This is a genomic window from Telluria sp. AZSoR62 (genome assembly GCF_058111565.1).
This window is the reverse complement of record NZ_JBYTST010000004.1, coordinates 189,792-211,789: the sequence shown is the minus strand read 5'-3', so window position 1 is coordinate 211,789 and position 21,998 is coordinate 189,792. Positions and strand designations below refer to the sequence as shown.

Sequence of the window (21,998 nt, the reverse complement as noted above, 5' to 3'; positions counted from 1 at the left end):
TCCCGATGACGATGAATCTGGTGCTCCAGGGGCCGCAAGCCCCTCTCGCTACGCTGGAAAACCTTGCGCAACTGACCAGGCCCGCGCGTGTCGTGCAGCTGCATGCGCACGCGCTGCGCTGCGAAGACGTTCCGTTTTCCGCGCAGGTCAAGCAGGAGGTCGAGGCAGCCGCCTTCGCCGCCGGCGTGGATGCCTGCTTCATCGAGGCCGGGCGCAAGCTGGCCGACTTCGGCCTGGTGGCGATGGACATGGACTCGACCCTGATCACCATTGAATGCATCGACGAGATCGCCGACATGCAGGGCCTCAAGCCCCAGGTATCCGCGATCACCGAGGCGGCCATGCGCGGCGAGCTCGATTTCGCGGCCAGCCTGGCGCGCCGCGTGGCCCTGCTCGAAGGGCTCGATGCCTCGGCGCTGCAGCGCGTCTACGACGAGCGCCTGCAGATCTCGCCCGGCGGCGAAGCGATGCTGCAAGCGGTGCAGGCCGCGGGCCTGAAGACGCTGCTGGTCTCGGGCGGCTTCACCTTCTTCACCGACCGCCTCAAGGACCGCCTGGGGCTCGACCATAGCCACGCGAACGTGCTGGAGGTGGTGGACGGCAAGCTCACTGGCCGCGTGCTGGGCGGCATCGTCGATGCGGAAGAGAAAATGCGCACCGTGCAGCGCGTGTGCGCGGACCTGGGAATCGAACCGCGCCGGGCCATCGTCATGGGCGACGGCGCCAACGACTTGCGGATGATGGGTGTCGGCGGCTTGTCGGTGGCCTTCCGCGCCAAGCCGGTGGTGCGCGGCCAGGCCCATGTGGCGCTGAATTTTTCCGGCCTGGACGGCTTGCTGGCCATCCTGGCCTGACACCTCCGCTGCACCGCTTCGCGCATGGGCTTTCACACGAAGGCATGACCGGCCGGAAACGCTTGCAGGATTTGGCAATCTAGGCGCGCAGAAAGAGCTCAGACGCAGAACAAACCTCGTGCCGCGCACGATTGGATGGCGAGCCCGGCTGGGCTATGTTGACGGTGCGGCCGCGTCGCGGCCCCATCACTCGACAGGAGCCTGCCATGACTACCCCGGTTTTGCGCGCGTCCTTCCCACCCCTTGACAACACCGGCGCCACGCCGCGCGACGATGCGCCGCCGGACCGCAGCCGGCGGCGCCTGCTGCTGGGCATGCCGGCCCTGGCCGGCGCCTTGTCGCTTGCGCCCGCGGGCGTGCTGGCCCAGAACTGGCGGTCGGAGGGCTGGTGCGCGACCTGGGGCTGCGCGCCGGCCGGCCCGCCGTCGTCGAGCAGCGCCATGAGCTTCAGCGGCCAGACCGTGCGCCTGATCGTGCGCGCCAGCATCGGCGGCAACCGCGTGCGCGTGCGCCTGTCAAACGAGATGGGCAGCACCCCATTGACGATCGGCGCGGCCCAGATCGGGCGCCGCAACAGCGGCGTGGCGGTGGTCGCGGGAACCAACCACCCGCTCACCTTCGGAGGCCGCAGCTCGGTCACGATTCCCGCCGGCTCGCCCGTGCTGTCCGACCCGGTGACCATGCAGGTGGCGCCCTATGCCGACCTGGCCGTCAGCCTGTATTTCCCCGGCACGGCCAGCGGCACCACGATCCACCGCGATGCCTGGCAGGCCAATTACGTGTCCAGCGCCGGCAACTTTGCCGCCAGTACCGCGTTTACGGTCGAACGCACCATGGCGTCCTGGCCCTTCCTGACCGAGGTCGACGTCGACGGCGGCGCGCCGGCCATCGTGGCCGTCGGCGACTCGATGACCGACGGCCAGGGCAGCTCGACCAACCTGAACCGGCGCTGGCCCGACTACCTCGCCCGGCGCATGCAGGCCGAGCTGGGCAGCCTGGGCCGGATCGGCGTGGTCAACCGCGGGATCGCCGGCAACCGTTTGCTGGCGGACGACCCGAATTTCCTGCTGCCCGGGCGCGAAGTGCTGGAGCGCTTCGACCGCGACGTGCTGGCCACCGCCGGGGTCCGCGCGGTGATCATGCTCATCGGGATCAACGACATCGTCTACAGCTCGGGCTCGACACTGGTGAAGGTGGAAGACCTGGTCGGCGGCTACCGCCAGCTGGTCGCCCGCGCCCACGCGCGCGGCGTCGCCATCCTCGGGGCCACCATGCCGCCGATGAACGGCTTCGTCTACTACAACGCGGCGCGCGAAGCGGTGCGGATCGGCGCCAACAACTGGCTGCGCTCGTCCAGCGAATTCGATGCGGTGATCGACTGGGACGCGACGCTGCGCGATCCCGATGCGCCGGACCGCCTGCGTGCCGCATACAACAGCCGCGATTGGCTGCACCCGAACGACGCAGGCTACCAGGCCATGGCCGGCGCCGTGCCGCTGGGCGTGCTGGCGAACCTGGTCACCTGAGTGACGGCAGTGCTCGCCATGTTTCCGGTCGAACAGGGTGTGTAACACTCTGTAATAGCGGGCGGCGCGCGAGGGAGAAATTTTTTATCATGGAGGAATCAGGAGGACCGCCATGAAAAAACTCATCGTTATTACCGCTTCGCTGGCCGTGCTTGCCGGTTGCGCCGCGCCCGGCCCGAACCAGTACGGCAGCCGTGCCTATGGCCAGGGCGGCGACCCCAGCCAGTGGCAAGTCGTGTCGGTGACGCCGGTGCCGCTCGGCACGGGCGCCCGCGCCGCCGCGTCCGGCGAGACCGGCACCACCTACAGCAGCGCGCCCGTGTACACCCAGCGCGCACCCGTGTACGGCGCGCAACCGGTATACGGGGGCTACCCGGTGTACGTGCCGCAGCCGGTATATGTGCCGGAACCGGTGTACCAGCCGCGCTACTACTACCCGCCGGTGTCGATCGGACTGGGTTTCAATTTCGGCCGTGGCTGGGGACACCACCGCGGCTGGGGCGGCAGTATCGGGACGCGCTTCCCTTTCCATTACCGCCGCTAAGGCGCAACAGCCGGCAGCAGCCGGCTTTTTTTTGGGCCGGCGTTCACGCGGGTCCGGGCGAGCCGAACAGGTCGTGCGCGTCGAGCAGCGCATAGGCGATCTCGGGCCGTTCGTTCAGGCAGCGCCTGACGGCCGCCGGGACGTTCTGGCGCGTCTTCTTGCACAGTCCCGGCTTGTCTTCCAGCACCACGATGATGCCGCGCACCGTGCGCACCTCGTTCGGTCCCGGCTCGATGCGCAGTTCGGCGCCGAGGTTCTTGTGGATCAGGGCCTGCACGTGGCGCAGGTCCTCGTAGCTCGTGATGCGCTCGATGCGTTCGATGAGTTTCTGTTCCTGCAGGCGCGTCAGGGCCAGCGGGCGCTGGTCGGCAGCCGGGTCGGCCAGTACGCGCTTGCGGTCGCACACGCAGGCGCCCGGCGGGCACTCGGTGCGGATGGGAAAAGCCGGTGGCGGAAGGGGTTCGCTCACGCTGTCAAGGGTGGGGATGGAGGGTCGCGGCCAATTCTACATCAGCCAGGCCGGCGAGCAGGCCGCGCATGCGCTCGTAGTGCGAGCCTTTCCAGTAGACGCGCCCGCAGGCGTCGCAGGTGGTGAACTCAGTCCGGGACTCAGCCACCCGCGGCGGCAGGCGATCCGCGACCTCCTCCTTTGCGACGGCGCATAGCGGCAGGTTGCAATGCAGGCACAGCGCAAAGGGGCGCATGTCCGCGGCCAGGCGCAGGCGGGCGAACAGTTCGCGCAGCTGTCCCGGCGGGTCGATCGCGTGCAGGTAACAGCCCAGCTCGACCGTGCGGCGCTTGAGCAGCTCGCGGTCGCGCGTGAGCAGCACCCGGACCTCCTCGCGCGCGATGCGCTCGATCTCGTCGTCGTGATAGCCGTTGTCGTAGAGCGTGTCGTAGCCGGCCATGCGCAGCAGCCTCGCCAGCCCACCCAGGTGGGCATCGGCCACGAAACGGGGACGCCCGCCCGGCCGGGCGCGCAGCGCCTGCAACGGCGCGATGTCGAGCCGCGAGAAAGCCGGATAGGCGGCAACGCGGTCGCCTTCGCACAGGATGCGCGCGAAGCTGCTCGGCTCCCCATTTACCGATAGCAGCTCGACCTCGGTGTGCGGCACGCCCAGCGCTTCGATCATGTGCTTGGTGGTGGCCTCGCGCGCGCAGGCAGTCGTGATGTCGCGCCCGCGTTGCTCGCGCGGCAGGAAATCGTTCAGCGCGTCGTAGAAGCGAAAGGTGGCGCTTACCATGGCGCGGCCAGGATGGCTTCCTCGTCCAGCGGTTGCCCCTCCAGGCCGTGCAGCATTTCCAGCGCATTGGCCGTGGCTTCCCCGGAAGCGGTATTGTCGAAGATACACCAGCAGGTCTGCCCGGCCGCGGCGCGCGCCGCCAGCAGGCGCCGCGCCGACTCGACATATTCGGGCGTGTAGCGCGAATAGTAGATGCGCGGGCTGCCGTGCAGGCGCACATAGGTCGCATCGCTGCTGGTCGGCACGTGCGGGCCCGGTTGGCCGGCGGCGGGATCGGCGATCACCCGCGCCACCCGGCTTTCGGTGAGCAAGTCGGTGGCCGCTTCCGAAAACCAGCTTGGATGGCGCGCCTCGAAGGCGACCGTGGTGCCGAAGATCCCGTGCAGCTGGCGGAAGAATTCGCGCGCGGTCTCGTCGACGAAGCCGAACTTGGGCGGCAGCTGCACCAGGAGGCAGCCGAGCTTGTCGCCCAGTTCCCCGGCTTCGGATGCGAACTGCACCAGCTGCTGCTCGACCTTCTCCAGGCGCGCATCGTGCGTGATCGCGCGCGGCACCTTGACCGCGAAGCGGAAATCCTCCGGCACGCAATCAGCCCATTTGGCATAGGTGGCCGGACGGTGCGGCCGGTAGAAGGACGAATTGATCTCGACCGCCGGGAAGACGGAGGCGTAGCGCCCGAGATGGCTGCCGGTGTCGGGAAACGCGGCGGCCGAGGCCTTGGGCAGGCTCCAGCCTGCGGTGCCGACCAGCAGGCGCCCGGGGGAATCGAGGTGGTCCGCCATGGGAGTAAGCAAAGTGGCAATGGGGCGATTCTACGAAATGCCGGGGCCGAACGGCGCATGGCTGGCCGCGGCTGCCTGCGAGGAAGCGGCAAAAACGCTTAGAATAATCGCATCCCCACAGAACGGAGAAGCACCCGATGAGCGACCCGATCCATGTCGTCTGCCCCGAATGCGACGCCGTCAACCGCCTCGCCCAGGAACGCCTGCGCGACGCCCCGGTATGCGGCAAGTGCGCACAACAGCTGTTCTCCGGCAAGCCGCTGGAGGTCGACGGCGCCCGCTTCGCCAAGCACATCGCGCGCAACGACCTGCCGGTGCTGGTGGACTTCTGGGCCGAGTGGTGCGGGCCATGCAAGATGATGGCGCCGCACTTTGCCGAGGCTGCCGCGCAGCTGGAGCCCGCGGTGCGCCTGCTCAAGGTGGACACCGAGCGCAACCAGGACCTGTCGGCGCGCTTCGCGATCCGCAGCATCCCGACCCTTGCCCTGTTCCGCGGCGGCAGCGAAGTCGCGCGCCAGGCCGGCGCCATGGATGCGCGCGGCATCGCGGCGTGGGTGCAATCGCAGCTGTCCCACGCCGGACGCCGATAGGTTATCATTCCAGCAACTGCCGGCGTCCGACACCGGTTTTTATCGTCCCCTCAACTGGAGAATGCCATGTCACAGCAACTCGTCCTGGACCGCAATGTCGAGGATGCCAAGCAGTTCGCACGCATCCTGTACATCGCGCATGCCCTCACCTTCTTCTTCTCGGTCGGCACCCTGTCGATCCTGGTCCTGATCGTCAACTACGTCAAGCGCCCCGACACCCAGGGCACCATCGTGTACTCGCACCATACCTGGATGATCCGCTCGTTCTGGTGGTACCTGGTCTGGATGGTCGCCGGCGGCGCCCTGTGGATCACCCTGATCGGGATCCCGGTGGCGATGGTGATCTGGGCCCTGGCCTGGCTGTGGATGGCCTACCGCATCATCCGCGGCTTCCTCGACCTCAACAGCAACAAGCCGATGCCGGTGTAAGCCGCCGCGCAGGCAAACAAACGGGCGCGTCATCCAGGCTGTGAACCTGGGTGACGCGCCCGTTTTTCCTTGAAACGGCCGGCGCGCGGTGCGCCGGCCCGGTGCTTAGTAGACCGGGAAGCCGAAGCCGTCCTGGGCCTGCACGCCCACCAGCACGGCAGCCGTGCCGGCGTCGACGCCGGTCGTATCGGCCGGCAGCGTCGCCTCGAGCCTGCTCGATCCGCCCAGCAGGTTGACCCAGAAGTCGCCCATGCCGCCGAACACGTCCTTGTCGGTGTCCTGGCCTGGCGGCGGTGCATCTTCACCGTTGCCCCAGCCGTTGTTGCCGTGGCCGACCGACAGCTTGAACACATCCGATACCGACAGGCTGCCGGTCGTGCTGCCCGTTGCCGCGACCTTGTCGGTGGCGGTGACGCGCACCTCGATCGAGCTGACCGTCTTGGGCGCCGTGCCCGAGAAGGTGCCGGTGGCGGCGTCGAACTTCAGCCACGACGGCAGCGCCGCGCCATTGGCCAGCTTGGCCGAGTAGGTCAGCGTATCGCCCTTGTCGATGTCGGTGAAGCTGTTGGCCGGCAGCTGGAACGAGAAGGCCTTGTTGAAGTTGATGTACTTGTCGGCAAGGGCCCTGGCCAGTTCCGGGGCATCGTTGCGGCCCTGGATCGTCACGTCCATGGTCGAGGTGATGGCGGTACGGCCGTCCTTCACGGTGTACTCGAAGTGGTCGACGACCGAGGCGTTGCGGCCCAGCGACTGCACCTTGTCGGTGGCGCTGGCCAGGGCGTAGACGAAGCTGCCGTTCGGCAGCACCGTGAACACGCCGTAGTTGCCGAAATCGACGTCGGTCACCACGCTGAGGAACTTGCCGCTGTCGTTCGACAGCACGTTGCCCATGGCGATGAACTGGTCTTCGGTGATGGTCACGCTATCGGCCTGCAGCACCGGCTTCTGCGCTTCGCCCTGGATCGTGATGTTCAGGTCCGAGGCCTTGCTGGTGATGCCGTCGCTGGCCTTGTAGACGAAGGTCTCGGCCAGGGTCTGGCCCAGCTCCAGCGCCTTGACTACCGCGTTTTCGCTGTTGACCACATAGCTGTAGCTGCCGTCCTGCGCCAGCTCGAGCGTGCCGTAGCTGCCGGCGTACGAGCCTGCGGTGGAGACCGTGAGCACGGTGCCGGCATCGACGTCGCGGTCGTTGGCCAGCACGTTGCCGGTGGCCGCGGCCTTGCCGCCCGCGCCTACCTGGACCGCGTCGGCCGTGACCACCGGCGCGTCGTTGGTGCCGGTGACGGTGATGTCGAGGCTGGAGACCACCTGCACGCTGCCGTCGGTTGCCGTGTAGCTGAACGATTCGAGAACCGATTCGCCCTGGGCCAGCGCCTGCACCTTGGCCGACGACGCGTCGAGCTGGTAGCTGTAGTTGCCGTCGGCGGCCAGCACCAGGCTGCCGTACTTGCCGGCGAAGGTGCCGGCGGTGGCGACCTGCAGCTGGGTGCCCGCGTCCGTATCCTTGTCGTTGGCCAGCACGTTGCCGCTGGCGCTGCCGCCGCCTGCGGCCACGGCTGCCGTGTCGAGCGTCACCACCGGCGCTTCGTTGGCGCCATTCACGGTCACCGCCAGGTTCGAGACGATCGATGCGATGCCGTCGGTTGCCGCGTAGCTGAAGTTGTCGACCGCCGACTGGCCGGCAGCGAGCGCGCGCACGGCTGCGCTGTCATGGGCCAGGGTGTAGGTATAGCTGCCGTCCTTGGCCAGCACCAGGGTGCCGTAGGTGCCGGTGAAGCTGCCCGCTTCCGCCACGCTCAGGCTGGCGCCGGTGTCGCGGTCGGCGTCGTTGTCCAGCACGTTGCCGGTGGCCGTGAACGCGCCGCTGGCCGCGACCTGGGTCAGGTCGGCAGTCACGCTCGGCGCGTCGTTGGCGCCGGTAATCGTGAAGTGCAGGCCGGCATTCGTCGAGGCGACGCCGTCGGTGGCGGCGTAGCTGAAGCTGTCGACCACGCTCTGGCCCTGCGCCAGCGACTGCACTGCGGCGTCGGCGTTGCGCAAGGTGTAGGTATAGCTGCCGTCGCTGGCCAGTACCAGGGTGCCGTAGGCGCCCTCGTAGCTGCCCGGCGCGCCCACGACGAGCTGCGATCCGGCGTCCGCATCCTGGTCGTTGGCCAGCACGTTGCCGCTGGCTGCCACGGCGCCGTCTTCGGCCACAGCGGCGGTATCGACCGTCGCAGTCGGCGCGTCGTCGGCGCCGGTGATGGTCACTTGCAGGACCGCTTCTTTCGCGACGCTGCCATCGGTGGCGGCGTAGGTGAAGCTGTCGACCACGACCTGGCCCTGCGCCAGCGACTGTACTTTGGCGTCGCCGTTGTTCAGGCGGTAGGTGTAGCTGCCATCCTGGGCCAGCACCAGCGTGCCGTAGGCGCCTTCGAAGGTGCCCGGGGCGGCGACGGCCAGCTTGGCGCCGGCGTCCGCATCGCGGTCGTTGGCCAGCACGTTGCCGCTTGCCTGCACGGCGCCGTCTTCGGCCACCGAGACGGCGTCCGCGCTCACCACCGGAGCGTCGTTGCTGCCGGCGATGGTGAACTTCAGCGAGGAAGCGGTGCTTGCGACACCGTCGGTGACGCCAAAGCCGAAGCTCTCTTCCACCTGCTCGCCCTGGCCCAGCGCCTGGACGCGGGCGTCGCCGCTGTTGACGGTATAGGCATAGCTGCCGTCGGCCGCGATGACCAGGGTGCCGTAGACGCCGGCGAAGCTGCCCGGTGCGGCGATGCGCAACACCGTGCCGGCGTCGACATCGCTGTCGTTTGCCAGCACGTTGCCGCTGGTGGCCACGCCCTCGCCTGCCTGCGCCACGTCGGCCGTGACAACCGGGGCATCGTTGCTGCCGGCGATGGTGACGACCAGGCTCGAGCCGGTCGTGGCGATGCCGTCGGTAACAGCGTAGCTGAAGCTGTCGGCCAGCGATTGACCCTGGGCCAGCGACTGGACGGCGGCGTCGCCGTTGTTCAGGGTGTAGGTGTAGCTGCCGTCGGCTGCGACCACCAGGGTGCCATACGCGCCCGCATAGCTGCCCGGTGCGGCAACTGTCAAGACGGTGCCGACGTCCAGGTCGCTGTCGTTGGACAGCAGGTTGCCGCTGGCGGCCGCGCCGTCTTCCGCGACCTGGGCGGCGTCGCCACCGGCGCTCGGCGCCTGGTTGGCGCGGGTGACCTTCACTTCGAGGGTCGAAGCCGAGGTCGCGATGCCGTCGGTGGCGGTGTAGTCGAAACGTTCGGTGATGACGGCGCCGGGAGGCGCAGTGCCCAGTTTCGCGTCCAGCGTATAGGTGTAGCTGCCGTCCTGGGCCAGCACCAGGGTGCCGTAGGCGCCGTTGAAGCTGCCGGCATTGGCGACCTGCAGCACGGTACCCTTGTCGATATCGGTGTCGTTGGCCAGCACGTTGCCGGTGACGTTTGCAGCCTGGCCTTCGGCCAGCAGTGCGTTGTCGAAGGTGGCCACCGGGCCGTCGTTGCTGCCGGCGACCGTGACGTTGACCACGGCGGTCGAGGTGCGGCCCAGGTTGTCGCGCACTGTGTAGGTGAAGCTGTCCTTGAGAGTGTCGCCCTGCGCCAGGTCCTGGAAGCGCGCGCCGATGTCGTATTGCACGGTGTCGCCGCTCAACACCACGGTGGCGCCCAGTGTCGAGCCGCCGACCGAGACGATGCGCGCGGACGGATTGGTATCGTTGGCCAGCAGGTCGGCCACCGCGACCTGCACCATGCCGCCGTCTTCGCGGGCACTGATGCTGTCGGCAAGCGCCACCGGCACGCCGCCGAGCAGGCCGACCATGCCGGCGCGGTCGAGCGAGGTCCCGTTGTCGAACACGACGCGGTTCACGCCCTCGGTCTGGGCCAGCCAGCCGGTCAGGACCACGCTGTCGGACGTGCCCTTGATGGCCAGTACCAGGTCGTTGCCGGACTGGGTCGCCACCAGGTCGCCCTGGACGATGTTGGCGCCGAAGCGCAGCATGTCGGCGCCCTGGGTGTCATTGATGCGGTCAGCGCCGTCGCCACGGTTGAAGCGGTAGGTATCGTCGCCCGTGCCGCCCGAGAGGACGTCGTTGCCGGCGGCGCCGGCCAGGGTGTCGTTGCCGGCGCCGCCCAGCAGCGCGTTGGCCCCGGCATTGCCGGTGACGAGGTTATCCAGTTCGTTGCCGGCGCCGTCGATGGCGGCGGTGCCGCCCAGGGTCAGGTTCTCGACATGCGCCGCCAGGGTGTGGGTGACGCTGGCCAGCACGGCGTCGGTGCCCTCGCCGGCCAGTTCGACGACGCTGTCGCCCGCGTCGTCGACGACATAGCTGTCGTTGCCGGTGCCGCCACTCATGGCGTCGGCGCCGAGGCCGCCGTCGACCGTGTCATTGCCGCCGCCCGCGCTCATGGTGTCGCTGCCCGCGCCGCCTGCCAGCACGTTCGCGGCTTCGTTGCCGGCGATCGTGTTGTCCAGCGTGTTGCCGGTGCCGTTGATGGCGGCGCTGCCGGTCAGGTACAGGTTCTCGACGTTGGCGCCGAGCGTAAAGGTAGCGCTGGCGCGCACGGTGTCGATGCCGCCGCCGGCCGCCTCGCTGGCCACGTCGGTCGTGGTGTCGACGATGTAGGTGTCGTTGCCCGCGCCGCCGCTCATGGTGTCGGCGCCCGCGCCGCCGTCGATCAGGTTGTCGCCCCCATTGCCGGTGATCGCGTTGGCCACGGCGTTGCCCAGGCCTTGCAGGTTCTCAGCGCCGGCCAGGACCAGGTTCTCCAGGTTCGCGCCCAGCGCGTAGTCGATGCTGGCGGTGACGGTGTCGGTGCCCGCGTTGAGCGCTTCGGTCACCTGGTCGCCGGCGTCGTCGACGACATAGGCATCGTTGCCCGCGCCGCCCTGCAGGTTGTCCGCGCCCGTGCCGCCGTCCAGGGTATCGTTGCCCACGCCCGCCAGCAGGGTGTCGTTGCCGGCGCCGCCGCTGAGGACATTGCTGCCGGCGTTGCCGTTGATGACGTTGTCCAGCGCATTGCCGGCGCCGTTGATGTTGCCGGTGCCGGTCAGCGTCAGGTTCTCGACGTTGTCGAGCAGGGTGTAGCTCACGCCCGCCTGCACCAGGTCGACGCCTTCGCCTTCCAGCTCGACCGTGACGTCGGCGGCGCTGTCCACGATATAGGTGTCGTTGCCGCCCCCGCCGAGCATGCTGTCGGCGCCCAGGCCGCCATTGAGGGTGTCGTTGCCGGCGTCGCCGCGCAGGGTGTCGTCGCCCGCCTCGCCGGCCAAGCTATCGTTGCCGTCGCCGCCGATCAGGGTGTCGGCGCCGGTATTGCCGCTGATGGTGTCGTCGCCGGCCTTGCCGTCCAGGACGTTGGCCCCGGTGTTGCCGATGATGTTGTTGTTGAGCTCGTTACCGCTGCCGTTGATGTCTGCCGCGCCCGTCAGGACCAGGTTCTCGACGTTGCCGGTCAGGGTGTAGGTGATGCTCGACTGGGCGACGTCGGTGCCCGCGCCGCCTGCCTCGGTCACGATGTCGCCGTCGTTGTCGATCACATAGGTGTCGTCGCCGAGGCCGCCCGCCAGGCGGTCCGCGCCCTGGCCGCCATCGAGGCGGTCGTTGCCGGCGTCGCCGTCGAGCTGGTCGTCGCCTGCTTCGCCATTGAGGGTATCGTTGCCGTCGCCGCCGCTGATGACGTCGTTGCCATCGCCGGCGTTGACGGTATCGATGCCGGCGCCGGCGCTGGTGATGTTGTTGCCGCTGTTGCCGGTGATGACGTTGTTCAGGACGTTGCCGTGGCCGACCAGGTCGCTGGTGCCGGTCAGGACCAGGTTGTCGGCGTTGGCGGTCAAGGTGTAGTCGATGCTCGACTCGACCGTGTCCACGCCCAGGTTCACGCCTTCGTTGACCAGGTCGCCCGCATTGTCGACCACATAGGTGTCGTTGCCGGCGCCGCCGGACATGTTGTCGGCGCCCAGGCCGCCGTCGAGGCGGTCGTTGCCGTTGTTGTCGACCAGGGTATCGTTGCCGAGGCCGCCATTGAGCGCATTGCTGTTGCCGTTGCCGGTGATCGTGTTGTCGAGCTCGTTGCCGGTGCCGCTGATGAGGGCGTTGCCGGTCAGGGTCAGGTGCTCGACGTCGGCGGTCAGGCTGTAGTCGATGCTCGCCTGCACGGTGTCGCTGCCTTCGCCCGCCACCTCGTTGACCGCGTCGCCCGCATTGTCGACCACATAGGTGTCGTCGCCGGTATTGCCGGCCATGCTGTCGGCGCCCACGCCGCCGTTGAGGACGTCGTTGCCTTCGCCACCGACCAGGCTGTCGTTGCCGGCATTGCCGTTGAGCGTATCGTTGCCGGCCAGGCCGTCCAGGCTGTTGTTGGCCGCGTTGCCGTTGATGACGTTGTTCAGGACGTTGCCGGTGCCGTTCAGGTCCGCGGTGCCGGTCAGGGTCAGGTTGTCGGTGTTGGTCGTGAGCGTGTAGGTGATGCTGGACTCGACCAGGTCGATGCCCGCGCCGTCGTCTTCGCCCACCAGGTCGCCGCCGTCGTTGACGACATAGGTGTCGTCGCCGATGCCGCCGGCCATGCGGTCGGCGCCCGCGCCGCCGTCGAGGCGGTCGTTGCCGGCGTCGCCGTAGAGGGTATCGCTGCCGCCGTCGCCATTGAGCAGGTCGTTGCCGTCGCCGCCGTTGACGGTGTCGTCGCCCTCGCCCGCATGCACGGTATCCAGGCCCGCGCCGGCGTCGATGGTGTTGGCGCCGCCGTTGCCGGTGATGAGGTTGTTGAGCGCGTTGCCGCCGCCCTTCAGGTCTTGCGCGCCGGTCAAGACCAGGTTGTCGACGCCGTCGGTCAGGACGTAGTCGATGCTCGACTGGGCCGTGTCCAGGCCGGCGTTGACGCCTTCGATGACCAGGTCGCCCGCATCGTCGACCACGTAGATATCGTTGCCGGCGCCGCCCTGCATCGTATCGGCGCCGAGGCCGCCGTCCAGGGTATCGTTGCCGCCGTTGTCGACCAGCGTATCCTTGCCGGCGCCGCCGGACAGCACGTTGCTGCCGCCATTGCCGGTGATCGTGTTGTCCAGTTCGTTGCCGGTGGCGTTGGTGGCGCCGTTGCCGGTCAGGGTCAGGTTTTCCACGAACGCGCCGAGGGTGTGGCTCACGCTCGCCAGTACCCGGTCGACGCCTTCGCCGTCGCTCTCGACCGTCACGTCGCCCGCGTTGTCGACCACGTAGGTGTCGTCGCCGATGCCGCCGTGCAGGCTGTCCGCGCCAGCGCCGCCGTCGAGGGTGTCGTTGCCGGCCAGGCCGAACAGGCTGTTGGCGGCGCTGTTGCCGCTGACATTGTTGTCCAGTTCGTTGCCGGTGCCGTCCACGCCGAGCAGGCCGGTCAGCACCAGGTTCTCGACGTTGTCGGTCAGGGTGTAGCTGATGCTGGACTGGGTGGTGTCGGTGCCGGAAGCGGCTGCCTCGACCACCAGGTCGCCGGCATTGTCGACCACATAGCTGTCGTTGCCGGCGCCGCCGGTCATCAGGTCGGCGCCGAGGCCGCCGATCAGGCTGTCGTTACCGGCGCCGCCGCTCAAGCTGTTGTTGCCGATATTGCCGATCAGGACGTTGTCCAGGCTGTTGCCGGTGGCGTCGATGGCGGCGTCGCCCGTCAGTGTCAGTTGCTCGACGTTGTCGGTGAGGGTGTAGCTGATGCTCGAGCGCACGATGTCGTTGCCCAGGCCCGCCGATTCGCTGACGATGTCGCCGGCGTCGTCGACCACATAGCTGTCGTCGCCCGCGCCGCCCTGCAGGCTGTCGGCGCCGCTGCCGCCGTCCAGGCTGTCGTTGCCGGCGTTGCCCACCAGGGTGTCGTTGCCGCTGCCGCCGTTCAAGGCATTGCTGCCGTTGTTGCCGGTGACGGTGTTGTCTTGCGCATTGCCGGTACCGGCGGTGCTGCCGCTGCCCGTCAGGACCAGGTGTTCGACATTGTCGGACAGCGTGTAGCTTACCCCCGCCTGCACCGTGTCGTTGCCCTCGCCCGCCTGCTCGACCACCACGTCGGCGCCGTTGTCGACCACATAGGTGTCGTCGCCCGCGCCGCCAATCAGCGTATCCGCACCGGCCAGGCCATTCAGGACGTTGGCGCCCGAGTTACCGGTGATCACGTTATTACGCGAATTGCCTGTGCCGTTGATGTCGGCCGTGCCCGTCAGGGTCAAATCATCGGTGGTCGAGTTCAGCGTGGTGGTGACGGACGAGGTAGTGGTGGTCATCGTGTTTTCCTTGTGAGCCTTCAGGCAGGCTTTCCCTAAACGCAAGTTAACTTACTATTGGGCAAGTCTAACATGGAAGTTTCCGCATGGAAATGCCTTTCCACAGACTAATATTGTCTCACAGCAACAGATGCTCGAGTATGGGCGTAAAAAAACCACCCGGAGGTGGTCTCTTCTTTCGCCAACTGGCCAACGCTATCCGAGCACGCCGAGCGCCCGCTCGAGGTCGCCGATCAGGTCGGCAGTATCTTCCAGGCCGATATTCAGGCGCACCAGTACGCCCTTGTCTTCCCAGCTGGACCGCATCGCGCGGATCCGGTATGGCATCACCAGGCTGTTCGGACCACCCCAGCTGTAGCCGATGCCGAACAGCGCAAGGGCGTCCACGAAACGGTCGACCTGCTCTTCGCTGTAGCGCGCATCGAACAGGACCGAGAACAAACCGCCGGCCCCGGAAAAGTCGCGCTTCCAGTTGGCGTGGCCTGGACAGTCCTCGAAGGCCGGGTGCAGCACCCTGGCAATCTCGGGCCGGGCCTTGAGCCAGGCCGCGACCATGCGCGCACCGGCATCGTGCGCATCGAAGCGCAGCTTCATGGTCGGCAAGCCCCGCATCACCAGGTAGGCGTCGTCCGCGCCGACCCCATAACCGAGGCGCATGTGGGCCTGCGCCAGCCGGTCGTTGAGTTCACGCTCGCGCGTGATCACCGCACCCATCAAGAGGTCCGCGCCGCCCGACTGGTATTTGGTCAGGGCGTGCATGACGATGTCGGCGCCGACGTCGAAGCCGCGCAGGGCCAGCCCCGCGGCCCAGGTATTGTCCAGTGCGACCAGCACGCCCCGCTCCTTTGCCGCCTGGCACAGGGCCGGGAGGTCGGGCACTTCCATCGACACCGACCCGGGCGCCTCGGCCCAGAGCAGCTTCGTATTCGGCTGGATCAGCTGCGCAATCCCGGCGCCGGCCATCGGGTCGTAAAAGCGCGCGGTGACGCCGAAATCCTGCGCCAGCCAGCGTCCCAGCTCGCGGTTCGGGTTATAGACATTATCGGGCAGGAGCACGTCGTCGCCGCTCTTGAGCAGCGCGAAGTCGATCATCGCGATCGCAGCCAGGCCCGAGGGCGCGAGCAGGCAATGCTGCCCGCCTTCGATGGCGGCCAGGCGCGCTTCCAGCGTGAAGGTGGTGGGGGTGCCGTGCAGGCCGTAGGTATAGCCGCTCTTGTCCTTCCACTGGCTCGAGCGCATCGCGGCCACGTTCTCGAACAGGACGGTCGAGGCGTGGTGGATCCCGGGCGGAAAGGCGTCGAAGCCGGCGGGCGGCAGGTAATCGCTGTGGATCAGGGAGGTCTGGACCGACGTCTTCTTCATGCGATTGCGCCCTCGCGGCTTCGGGTTGTCAACAGCTCAGGCGACGCTGGCCCACAGGTCGTGGGCGTCGGCCTTGGTAATGACCACGTCGATGAACTGGCCAACAGTCGGCTTGGCCTTGCCCGGGGTGAGCGAGCGCTTGATGTGGACCACGCCGTCGATTTCCGGCGCATCGGCGCTGGAACGGCCGATCGCTTCGCGCGCGCCGACTTCGTCCACCAGCACGCGCATGGTGCGGCCGACCTTGGCCTGCATGCGCTTGAGCGAAATCTCTTCCTGCAGCAGCATCACGCGCGCGCGGCGCTCTTCGCGCACCGCTTCCGGCACCGGATTGGCCAGCTCGTTGGCGGTCGCGCCTTCCACCGGCGAGTAGGCAAAGCAGCCGAGGCGGTCGATCTGGGCTTCGCGCAGGAAGTCCAGCAGGTAGTCGAATTCCTCTTCGGTCTCGCCCGGGAAGCCGGCGATGAAGGTCGAGCGGATCGTCAGGTCCGGATTCATCTTGCGCCATGCCAGGATGCGGTCGAGGTTCTTCTCGCCGCTGGCCGGGCGCTTCATGCGCTTCAACACATCCGGGTGCGCATGCTGCATCGGGATGTCCAGGTAAGGCAGCAGGTGGCCGTCGCTCATCAGGGGAATCACCTGGTCGACGTGCGGGTAAGGATAGACATAGTGCATGCGCACCCAGGCGCCGTGCTCGCGCGCCATCTCGCGCAGGGCTTCGGCCAGCTGGGTCATGTGGGTCTTGACCGGGCGGCCCTTCCAGAACCCAAGCTTGAACTTGACGTCCACGCCGTAGGCGCTGGTGTCCTGCGAGATCACCAGCAGTTCCTTGACGCCGGCCTTGAACAGGTTCTCGGCTTCCTGCAGCACCTCGTGGATCGGGCGCGACACCAGGTCGCCGCGCATCGAGGGGATGATGCAGAAGCTGCAGCGGTGGTTGCAGCCCTCGGAAATCTTCAGGTAGGCGTAGTGCTTGGGCGTGAGCTTGACGCCCGTATCCGGCACCAGGTCCAGGAACGGGTTGTGCTGGGGCTTGGGCAGGTGCAGGTGGACCGATTCCATCACCTCGGTCACCGCATGCGGGCCGGTCACGGCCAGCACCTTCGGGTGCACCTTGGTGATGATGTCGTCGCCAGCGGCGTCCTTCTTCGCTCCCAGGCAGCCGGTGACGATCACCTTGCCGTTCTCGGCCAGGGCCTCGCCGATCGCGTCGAGCGACTCCTGCACCGCGGCGTCGATGAAGCCGCAGGTGTTGACGATCACGAGGTCGGCGCCGTCGTAGGAGTTGGCGGTCTGGTAGCCTTCGGCGCGCAGCTGGGTGAGGATCTGCTCGGAATCGACCAGCGCCTTCGGGCAGCCGAGCGAGACGAAGCCGACCTTCGGCGCCGCCACGCCTGCCGCCGGGCTCGGAATGACGAGCGCGGGAGCGACGGCGGGGGCAACCCTGGCAGCCGCGTTGGCGGTGGCGGAGTCGAGGATCGGATTGCGGCGGAGTTCAGTCATGGGCGGATGCAAAGATTCTGGGCAATCCGCGATTGTACAGGAAGCGGATGGCCCAGTCGAACCACCCGGGAGGTTTTGCCGGCGGCCGCAACAGGGTGTGCGGGCCGGTCATTGCTACACTATTACTTCTTGTCCGTCGGCGGCGGAACGATGCCCGGGAAAGGGAAAGCGCCGAACATGGCCTTGCTCTGGCTTTGCATCTGTTCCTGCATCTGGAGGAACAGGTTTTTCGACTGGTCGATATAACTGTTCATCATGCCCTGCATCATCGGGCCCTGGACGTTCATGAACTGGGTCCACATTTCCGGGCTGAAGGGCTTGCCCTCGACGGCGCCGGCAGCGCTGCTGGTGAACTTGTTCTGGATGTCGGTGAAGGCCTGCACGTTCTTTTCCAGGTAGGACCCCATCATGCCCTGCATGGCATGGCCGTAGTAGCGGATGATCTGCGACAGCACGGCGCTCGAGAACATCGGGGCGCCATTGGCTTCCTCTTCCAGGATGATCTGGAGCAGGATCGCACGGGTCAGGTCTTCGTTGCTCTTGGCATCGACCACGGTAAACTCGTCGGCGTCGAGCACCAACTGCTTCACGTCGGTCAGGGTGATATAGGAACTGGTCTGCGTATCGTACAAACGGCGGTTCGGATACTTCTTGATCAGGCGTTCTGCACTTTTTTTCGTACTGCTCATCTCGTGTCTCGTCGTTGTGCGCTGCGGCAGGGTATGCCGCGCGCTATTTTTTTTAGTTAGGTCCAAAAAACCGGCGCTTGTCCTGCACCGCCGAGCCGGATATTGCCCTGCGGGACGAACAGGATCTAACCATACCACGACCCGCACGCAGGTGCAGCAATTATTAGACTGCTCACGTTCGTGGATGTTTTGGCAATGCAAACGCGTAGTGCGGCGGCGATCGCGATCCCGATTTGCCGCGCATTCCCCACGCCGCAGGTTCAGTCTGCCCGGGCCTTGACGTAACGGCCAGGGGCCGGTTCGGTCGGCTGGTAACGCCCGTTGCCCGCAACGGCAGGCGCAGGCACATCCGCCCCGCCATTTTCCGACAGGAACTTCGCCCACTCCGGCCACCAGCTGCCCTTGTTCTCGACCGCGCCTGCCATCCAGGCCCCGGCCGTCTTCGGACGCTGCTTGCCGCCCTTGTCGTTCACCCAGTAGCTGCGCTTGTTCTTCGAGGCGGGATTGATCACGCCAGCGATATGCCCCGAGGCGCCCAGCACGTAGCGGTTGGCTTTCGGGTTCTTCGGGTTGAGCAGCTCCATCGACGCAAACGCCGCTTCCCAGGGCACGATATGGTCTTCCTTCGAGCCGTACAGGAAGACCGGCGCCTCGATCCGGCCCAGGTCGACCGGCACCCCGCACACGCTGAGCGCACCGGGCACCTTCAGCTTGTTTTCCAGGTAGGTATTGCGCAGGTACCAGCAGAACATCGGCCCCGGCAAGTTGGTGCTGTCGGCATTCCAGTACAGCAGGTCGAAGGCCGGCGGCTCCTTCCCCTTGAGGTAGTTCTGCTGCACATAGTTCCACACCAGGTCGTTCGGGCGCAGGGCCGAGAAGGTAGTGGCCAGGTCGCGGCCCGGCATCAGGCCGCCCTTGGCCAGCTTTTGCTCGCGCTGGGCCACCTGGGTCTCGTCGACGAAGACTTCGAGCACGCCGGTGTCGGAAAAATCGAGCAGCGTGGTCAGGAGCGACATGCTGGCCGCCGGCTGCTGGCCGCGCGCAGCCAGCACGGACAAGGCGGTGGCGGCGATGGTGCCGCCCACGCAGAAGCCGAACACATGGGTTTTTTCCTGGCCCGTGATCTCGCGCACGACCTCGATCGCCTTGATGGCGCCGGTCTCGACGTAATCGTCCCAGGTGGTGTTGCCGAGCTCGCGGTCAGGGTTGCGCCACGAGACCATGAACACGGTATTGCCCTGCTCCACCACGTAGCGCACCAGCGAATTCTCGGGCTGCAGATCGAGGATGTAGAACTTGTTGATGCAGGGCGGGACCATCAGCAGCGGCACGGCCTTGACGGTCGGCGTAGTCGGCGTGTACTGGATCAGCTGGAACAATTCGTTCTCGAACACCACCTGTCCGGCCGAGGTACCGACATTGCGGCCCACTTCGAAGGCCGATTCGTCGGTCTGCGAGATACGGCCTTTCTGCATGTCCGACAGCATATTGCTCAAGCCCTTGGCCAGGCTTTCGCCCTTGGTTTCGAGCAGCTTCTTCTGCGCTTCCGGATTCGTGGCGAAGAAATTGGCCGGCGACATCGCGTCGACCAGCTGCTGCACCGCGAAGCGGATCTTCTGGCGCTCGCGCGGGCCGGCCTCCACCGCATCGGCAAGGGCCAGCATGAACTGCGAATTGAGCAGGTAGGACGCGGCCGAGAAGGCCGACAGCGGGTTCTCCTGCCATTCGGAGGCCGAGAAGCGCTTGTCGTGCAGCTCGGGCTTCTTGCCGACCACGAAGTCCTGCCACAGCTGGCCGGCTTTCTTGAGGTAGTCGTCGCGCAGGCTTTCCAGCCTGGCCGGCGGGATGCCGGCGCCGGCATCTTTCAGGATGGCGGCCAAGGGATTGGCGCCCATCGGCGGCGCCACGGGCGGCATCGCCTGTGGCGCGGTCATCCAGCCCTGCCAGAGCGTCGGGTCGGCGAACTGGGACATCCAGGTGGCGGCGAAAGCTTGCGGGTCAGGCATGTTCATGTAGGCATCCGTTGGTAGAATCAGCGATTACATTCTTGAATTCAAGGGAACATCATGTGGATCGTAGCCGTTGCCTGGATATACGTCGTCGCGCTCATGGCTGCAACCGAACCGAGTATCGTGCACGGTCTCATGACCTTCCTCTGCTATTGCGTGCTGCCATTATCCATCCTTTTTTATCTCACCGGGTCGAAACGGCGGCGTGCGCGGCGCGCGGCCCGGGCCGGGCGCGAAGCCGCCGTCCAGGCGGGCGCGGGAGACGGAGGACTGCCTGCCCCGATGCCGGCAAAAGCGGGGGGCAGGCCGCACGCTGACGATCACGGTGGGGATGACGGCGGCGGCGATGGCGGCGGTGGCGACTGAATATTGTCGCCGAGACCAGCTTGGATTATTTGATCCAGATCAAACTGGCCTGGCGGCCGGTGACGTGGTCGCGCCGGTAGGAATAGAAACGTTCTGGCGCCGTGGCCGTGCACAGGCCGCCCCCGTGGATGCGCGTGATTCCATCGCGCGCCAGCATCAGGTGCGCCAGCGCACCCATGTCGGCCAGATATTTTGACGGTTGGTCAAATTTTGGCGCAAACGCCGCGCGCGTCGCCTCGCCCGGCAACGCCGTCATGAAAGCCTCGAGCACATCTTCACCCACCTCGAAGGCGGTCGGGCCGATCGCCGGTCCGAGCCAGGCAGTGATCTCGCCGGCGCCGGCAAGCCGCATGGCGCGCACCGTTTCGCCCAGCACCCCGGCCGCCAATCCGCGCCAGCCGGCATGGGCCGCGCCCACCACCTTGCCCTCCAGATCGGCGAACAGCACCGGCAGGCAATCGGCCGTCATCACGGCGCACACCAGGCCGGCGCGCGACGCGATGCTGGCGTCGCCCGTGCGCACCGGCTGGTCCGGCCCGACGGTCGCCGCGTCGACCACGTCGGCGCCATGCACCTGCGCGATCCAGGCAGGACGCCCCGGCAGGAAAGCCTGCAGGCGCTCGCGGTTGACGCGCACGGCGTCGGGATCGTCGCCGCAGTGCAGGCCCAGGTTCAGGCCTCCGCCGCCCTTGCCGTCATCGTAGGGCCCGGTACTGACCCCGCCACGACGGCCGGTCGCCAGCGCACCCACCGAGGCCGGCAGGTCGGGCCAGTCCGGCCAGACGAGATCGGCGTGCTGCATCAGTCTTCGGCGTTGGCGTCGCCCGGCTCCGGCATGCCGGCGCGCGCGATCAGTTCGGCGAAATCGGCGGCCAGCGGCACGGTCCACTCGCATGGCTCGCCGGTAGCCGGGTGCACCAGGCCGAGGCGGCGTGCCTGCAGCGCCTGGCGGTGGAAGACAGGGGTCAGGTGCTGCTTGCCGTAGACCGAGTCGCCGATCAGCGCGAAGCCCAGGTGCTGCATGTGCACGCGGATCTGGTGGGTGCGGCCGGTCTCCAGGTTACAGCGCACCAGCGATACCGGACGGCGGTCCAGGGTGCCGGTCGAGACCAGCTTGTAGTGCGTGATCGCCGGCTTGGAGAAGGGGCTGGACGAGACCGCCATCTTGACGCGGTCCTTCGGGTGGCGGCCCATGCCGGCGTCGATGGTGCCGCGCAGGCGCGGCGTGCCCCAGACCAGCGCGAAGTATTCGCGCTTGACGGTGCGCGCCTGCAGCTGGCGCACCAGGTCGGTCTGCGCAGCCAGCGTCTTGCCCACCACCATCAGGCCGCTGGTGTCCTTGTCGAGGCGGTGCACGATGCCGGCGCGCGGCACGCCCACCAGTTGCGGCGCGTGGTGCAGCAGGCCGTTGAGCAGCGTGCCCGACCAGTTGCCCGCGCCCGGGTGCACGACCAGGCCGGCCGGCTTGTTCACCACCAGGATGTCATCGTCTTCGTAGACGATGTCCAGCTCCATGGCTTCCGGCGTGAAAGCCGTGTCTTCGGGCGCGGCCTGCGGTTCGATGACGACGGTCTCGTCGCCGTAGGCGGTGTCCTTGCCGCGCGCGGTCTTGCCGTCGACCTTGACGAAGCCGGCCTCGAACCAGAGCTGCAGGCGCGCGCGCGAGAATTGCGGCACCAGGCCGGCAATCACCTTGTCGAGGCGCTGTCCGCAGACCTCGGGCGTGAGGTGCAGGGTGATCGGCGACGCGTCGATGCCTGGGGAAGCGAGCTCGAAGCCGCCCTCCAGGTCATCGTCGAGATTGGTCTCGAGATCGGGGTCAAAAGGCATTTCCGCCGAATTCGGCGCAGGAGTTAATA

At 67.3% G+C, this 21,998-nt stretch carries 16 protein-coding genes; 6 read left to right on the top strand and 10 right to left on the bottom strand.

Annotated elements, in window-relative coordinates; genetic code table 11:
• The first annotated feature begins 5 nt into the window (after positions 1-5).
• The 3 genes from serB (at position 6) to AC3XQU_RS08830 (ending at position 2,924) form a co-directional block, all read left to right on the top strand.
• Positions 6-854, top strand: a complete 849-nt coding sequence (gene serB / locus AC3XQU_RS08840; protein WP_489873785.1) for a phosphoserine phosphatase SerB — start codon at positions 6-8, stop codon at positions 852-854.
• A 206-nt stretch (positions 855-1,060) separates the two neighbouring features.
• Positions 1,061-2,380 carry an SGNH/GDSL hydrolase family protein gene (locus AC3XQU_RS08835; protein WP_489873784.1) on the top strand — a complete coding sequence of 440 codons (1,320 nt, stop codon included), beginning with the start codon at positions 1,061-1,063 and terminating at the stop codon, positions 2,378-2,380.
• A gap of 112 nt (positions 2,381-2,492) precedes the next feature.
• On the top strand, positions 2,493-2,924 hold the full coding sequence (locus tag AC3XQU_RS08830; protein WP_489873783.1) for a hypothetical protein: 432 nt from the start codon (positions 2,493-2,495) through the stop codon (positions 2,922-2,924).
• Between the two features lie 43 nt (positions 2,925-2,967).
• Here AC3XQU_RS08830 and AC3XQU_RS08825 read toward each other — a convergent pair whose 3' ends face one another.
• The 3 genes from AC3XQU_RS08825 to AC3XQU_RS08815 are packed head-to-tail and all read right to left on the bottom strand — an operon-like array spanning position 2,968 to position 4,950.
• Positions 2,968-3,393: a hypothetical protein gene (locus AC3XQU_RS08825; RefSeq protein WP_489873782.1), complete on the bottom strand. Its 426-nt coding sequence runs from the start codon at positions 3,391-3,393 to the stop codon at positions 2,968-2,970.
• 4 nt (positions 3,394-3,397) lie between these two features.
• Positions 3,398-4,168 carry a Mut7-C RNAse domain-containing protein gene (locus AC3XQU_RS08820; protein ID WP_489873781.1) on the bottom strand — a complete coding sequence of 257 codons (771 nt, stop codon included), beginning with the start codon at positions 4,166-4,168 and terminating at the stop codon, positions 3,398-3,400.
• A complete protein-coding gene (locus tag AC3XQU_RS08815; RefSeq protein ID WP_489873780.1) occupies positions 4,162-4,950 on the bottom strand; it encodes a DUF72 domain-containing protein in 789 nt (262 codons plus the stop codon). The genes AC3XQU_RS08820 and AC3XQU_RS08815 overlap by 7 nt, the downstream gene beginning before the upstream one ends.
• A 137-nt stretch (positions 4,951-5,087) precedes the next feature.
• On the opposite strand from AC3XQU_RS08815, the gene trxC reads away from it, so the two are divergent.
• Both trxC and AC3XQU_RS08805 read left to right on the top strand, forming a co-directional pair.
• Positions 5,088-5,540, top strand: a complete 453-nt coding sequence (trxC, locus tag AC3XQU_RS08810) for a thioredoxin TrxC (protein ID WP_489873779.1) — start codon at positions 5,088-5,090, stop codon at positions 5,538-5,540.
• Between the two features lie 66 nt (positions 5,541-5,606).
• A complete protein-coding gene (locus AC3XQU_RS08805; protein WP_489873778.1) occupies positions 5,607-5,969 on the top strand; it encodes a DUF4870 family protein in 363 nt (120 codons plus the stop codon).
• 105 nt (positions 5,970-6,074) lie between these two features.
• Here AC3XQU_RS08805 and AC3XQU_RS08800 read toward each other — a convergent pair whose 3' ends face one another.
• From AC3XQU_RS08800 to phaC, 5 genes are all read right to left on the bottom strand, one after another.
• Positions 6,075-14,210, bottom strand: coding sequence for a beta strand repeat-containing protein (locus AC3XQU_RS08800; protein ID WP_489873777.1), 8,136 nt, complete (start codon positions 14,208-14,210; stop codon positions 6,075-6,077).
• 195 nt (positions 14,211-14,405) lie between these two features.
• Positions 14,406-15,572 carry a cystathionine beta-lyase gene (locus AC3XQU_RS08795; protein ID WP_489873776.1) on the bottom strand — a complete coding sequence of 389 codons (1,167 nt, stop codon included), beginning with the start codon at positions 15,570-15,572 and terminating at the stop codon, positions 14,406-14,408.
• Positions 15,573-15,608: 36 nt separating this feature from the next.
• Positions 15,609-17,075 carry a 30S ribosomal protein S12 methylthiotransferase RimO gene (rimO, locus tag AC3XQU_RS08790; protein WP_489873775.1) on the bottom strand — a complete coding sequence of 489 codons (1,467 nt, stop codon included), beginning with the start codon at positions 17,073-17,075 and terminating at the stop codon, positions 15,609-15,611.
• 122 nt (positions 17,076-17,197) lie between these two features.
• Positions 17,198-17,764, bottom strand: a complete 567-nt coding sequence (gene phaR / locus AC3XQU_RS08785) for a polyhydroxyalkanoate synthesis repressor PhaR (RefSeq protein ID WP_489873774.1) — start codon at positions 17,762-17,764, stop codon at positions 17,198-17,200.
• A gap of 260 nt (positions 17,765-18,024) precedes the next feature.
• Positions 18,025-19,776 (bottom strand): class I poly(R)-hydroxyalkanoic acid synthase, encoded by a 1,752-nt coding sequence (gene phaC / locus AC3XQU_RS08780; RefSeq protein WP_489873773.1) that lies wholly within the window; start codon positions 19,774-19,776, stop codon positions 18,025-18,027.
• A 54-nt stretch (positions 19,777-19,830) separates the two neighbouring features.
• Here phaC and AC3XQU_RS08775 point away from each other — a divergent pair, with 54 nt between their 5' ends.
• On the top strand, positions 19,831-20,139 hold the full coding sequence (locus AC3XQU_RS08775; RefSeq protein WP_489873772.1) for a hypothetical protein: 309 nt from the start codon (positions 19,831-19,833) through the stop codon (positions 20,137-20,139).
• A gap of 25 nt (positions 20,140-20,164) precedes the next feature.
• Here AC3XQU_RS08775 and pgeF read toward each other — a convergent pair whose 3' ends face one another.
• Both pgeF and AC3XQU_RS08765 read right to left on the bottom strand, forming a co-directional pair.
• Entirely contained in the window at positions 20,165-20,941 is a 777-nt protein-coding gene (gene pgeF / locus AC3XQU_RS08770) for a peptidoglycan editing factor PgeF (protein WP_489873771.1), read from the bottom strand.
• Positions 20,941-21,969 (bottom strand): RluA family pseudouridine synthase, encoded by a 1,029-nt coding sequence (locus AC3XQU_RS08765; protein ID WP_489873770.1) that lies wholly within the window; start codon positions 21,967-21,969, stop codon positions 20,941-20,943. The genes pgeF and AC3XQU_RS08765 overlap by 1 nt, the downstream gene beginning before the upstream one ends.
• Positions 21,970-21,998 lie beyond the last annotated feature (29 nt).